2 protein-coding genes and 2 pseudogenes are annotated in these 2,905 nt (G+C 72.7%); 3 read left to right on the top strand and 1 reads right to left on the bottom strand.

What is annotated here, in order from left to right; genetic code table 11:
* The 3 genes and pseudogenes from AOQ53_RS37925 to AOQ53_RS42450 form a co-directional block, all read left to right on the top strand.
* On the top strand, positions 1-1,614 hold a 1,614-nt coding region (locus tag AOQ53_RS37925), incomplete at its 5' end, for a hypothetical protein (RefSeq protein ID WP_236711952.1).
* Between the two features lie 148 nt (positions 1,615-1,762).
* A pseudogene (locus AOQ53_RS47145) lies at positions 1,763-1,891 on the top strand (ABC transporter ATP-binding protein); the annotation flags it as partial.
* A 2-nt stretch (positions 1,892-1,893) separates the two neighbouring features.
* A pseudogene (locus tag AOQ53_RS42450) lies at positions 1,894-2,106 on the top strand (response regulator transcription factor); the annotation flags it as partial.
* Between the two features lie 24 nt (positions 2,107-2,130).
* On the opposite strand, the gene AOQ53_RS37920 reads toward AOQ53_RS42450, so the two are convergent.
* On the bottom strand, positions 2,131-2,905 hold a 775-nt coding region (locus AOQ53_RS37920), incomplete at its 5' end, for a transglutaminase family protein (protein WP_059424426.1).

Raw genomic sequence — 2,905 nt, 5'->3', positions numbered from 1 at the left:
GGCGGTCCCGGTGGCTTCAGCGAGGCTGGTCGTTCTGGCGGCCCCGGCGCCTTCAATGAGCCGGGTGGCCCTGGCGGCCTCGGCGCCTTCAACGAGCCTGGTCGCTCCGGCGGCCCCGGCGGTTTCAACGAGCCGAGTGGGCCCGGTGGACCCGGTGCTTTCGACGAGCCCGGCCGCCCCGGCGCACCTGCCGGTCCCGGAGCCATAGGCGGCCCCGCCGGCACGGGCGGACCCGGCGGACCTGCCGGTACGGCAAACTCCGCAGGCCCTGGCGGCCCCGGCGGTACGGGCAAGCCCGGAGGCCCTGGGGGCTCCGGCGCCCCTTCGGGCCCCGGTGGCCCCGGCCTCCTCGGCGGCGCCCCCGGCGCTGCCGCTCCCACCGGCCACGGCGCCGCAGGCCACGGCCCCGGCGGCGGGATGAGCGACGACACCGCCATCCTCACGCCGCAGAAGCCGGCCCCCGAGCCTCCGGACGGCCAGGGCTACGGCCCCCGGCACGACAACGTCTCCGGGCACACCGTCACCAGCGGCATCCCCGTCGTACCGCCCGGCGCGGCCTCGCCGTTCGGCCCGGGCGCGCCCGGCGACGGCCCGGCGCCCCACACGGCCCCGAAGCTGCCCGAGCCGGTCTCCCCGCCCCCGGCGAGCTCCTCGAAGGCGCCGAAGAAGAAGGGGCGCAACAAGCTCGTGCTGCTCGCCGCCGGCGTGGTCGTCCTGGCCGGTGGCGTCTACGGCGCCGGCCTGCTGATGAACCGCACCGACGTGCCCAAGGGCACCACCGTGCTCGGCGTCGACATCGGCGGCACGACCCGTGACGGCGCGGTCAAGAAACTCGACGACGCCTTCGACGACCGCGTGGGCAAGCCGCTGAAGCTGTCGGTGGACGGCAGGACCGTGTCCCTCGATCCGGACAACGCGGGCCTCCAGTTCGACATGGACGCCACGGCCGACTCGGCGGCGAAGAGCGACTACAACCCGGTCTCCGTGATCGGCTCGCTGTTCGGCAACCACCGGGTCGTCGCCCCGGACATGCCCATCGACGAGGAGAAGCTGCACGCCGCCCTGGAGAGCGCGGCCGGCGGCGCCGGCTCGGTCACCGAGGGCACGATCAAGTTCAAGCCGGGCAAGGCCGTACCCGTCTACGGCAAGGCGGGCAAGGGCATCGACCTCGCCAGGTCGACGGCGGCGGTGGAGGAGGCGTACCGCGCCCAGGTGGAGACCGGCTCGGCCACGCCGGTAACCGTCCCGACCACCACCCAGCAGCCGAAGATCTCCAACGCCGAGGTCGACCAGATGATGAACAAGTTCGCCAAGCCGGCGATGTCGGGCATTGTCACGGTCGAGGCGGGCGGCGTGGAGGTCAAGTTCAGCCCCCAGAACTCCCTGTGGAAGTTCCTCGGCGTCAAGCCGGTCGGCAACAAGCTGGTCGAGTACTACGACAAGGCCGCGCTGAAGGAGCTGTACGGCGGCGCCTACGACGACGTGCTGATCACGCGGGGCAACGGCAAGAAGACTCCCGTGACGCCCGACGACGTCATCGTCGCCATGCGGCCGGCCCTGCTCGGCAAGACGGCGGCGGACCGCGTCGGTGTGATCGAGACCGACCCCAATTAGCCGAACAAGCAGATCGAGGGGGCGCTCCGGTTCATGGCCGGGGCGCCCCCTCGCCTCGTTCGGCGGGCGTCCGGCTGCTTCAGAATGACCGGAACTGATCCCTCCTGCACTCGCCGTGGGCAGTGGTTCCGCTGGGTCCAGGAAAACGGCCAAGGCCGGTGCCCGCCGGGTCTCCTTCGACCCGGCGGGCACCGTCGACGAGGCAGCCCTGCGCGGCCTGCCCTTCCTGACCTCCCTGGCGGTCTCCGGTCAGACCGTCCGCATCCAGTCCGCCGACCCGCAGCGGCCTTGGCAGAAGGCGCCAATCCCCTCACGGACCGCGAACGAGAAGTCCTCCGAGCAGCGGCGGACGGCTCCACCGACGCGGTGGCCACGGCCCTGCACCTCTCCCAGGGCACAGTCCGCAACTACCTCAGCACAGCCATCCAGAAGCTGGCGGTGAGAAACCGCGCGGAGGCGGTCCGAGCAGCACGGGAAAAGGGCTGGTTGTGAACAGGGCCCCTACGGTGAGCAGCGTCAGTTGAGCATCGCCCGGGCCGCCGCGGCCTCCCCCCGCACCCGCTCGGCAGCCCTCTCATCCACCGCCCGTACAACCTCCGCATAGGACTCCAACTCCTCGGCCCCACCCAGAAAATCCCCCCGCCCCACCAGCAACTGCGCCCGCTCGTACCGCAACCGAGCCGGATGCGAGGGCAACAGCAACGACAACTCGACCGCCCACAACGCAACATCCGACCGCTCCGGCCGAGCCGCCGCCCAGGCCCGCACGTTGTTCAGAATCCGCAACACCACATCGAGCGGATCGGCCGGCCGCAACATCGACGGATCAAGGTGCGTCCCCGTCGCCCCGGCCACCAGCAACTCGGCGTCCGCCCCCGTCAGCACCCGCCCCCCGTCGAACGGATCGGCGAGCACCTGCCCCTCGTCGGGGCCGAACCCGACCACGAAATGCCCCGGCAGAGCCACCCCATACACCGGCGCCCCAGCCCGCCGGGCCACCTCCATCCACACCACGGACAGCAGGATCGGCAGCCCGCGCCGCCGCACCAGCACCTCGTGCAGCAGCGACGACTCCAGGCGCTGGTAGTCGGCCGGGGCGCCGTGGAAGCCCAGCCGGTCCCCGAGCAGCTCCCGCAGGGCGACAGCCCACGCCTGCGGTCCCCCGGGCCGGTACGGCAGCAGCCCGGCCAGCCGGTCCAGCTCGACCTGCGCGGCGTCCAGGCCCGCCTCGTCCAGCGCGCCGTCCGCCTCCGCGCCCACCAGCAGGCACAGCGTCGACAGATCGGGCCGC

Source organism: Streptomyces azureus (genome assembly GCF_001270025.1).
Lineage (GTDB): Bacteria > Actinomycetota > Actinomycetes > Streptomycetales > Streptomycetaceae > Streptomyces > Streptomyces azureus.
The sequence above is the reverse complement of the archived record's forward strand: the minus strand, read 5'-3'. Positions and strand labels throughout refer to the sequence as shown.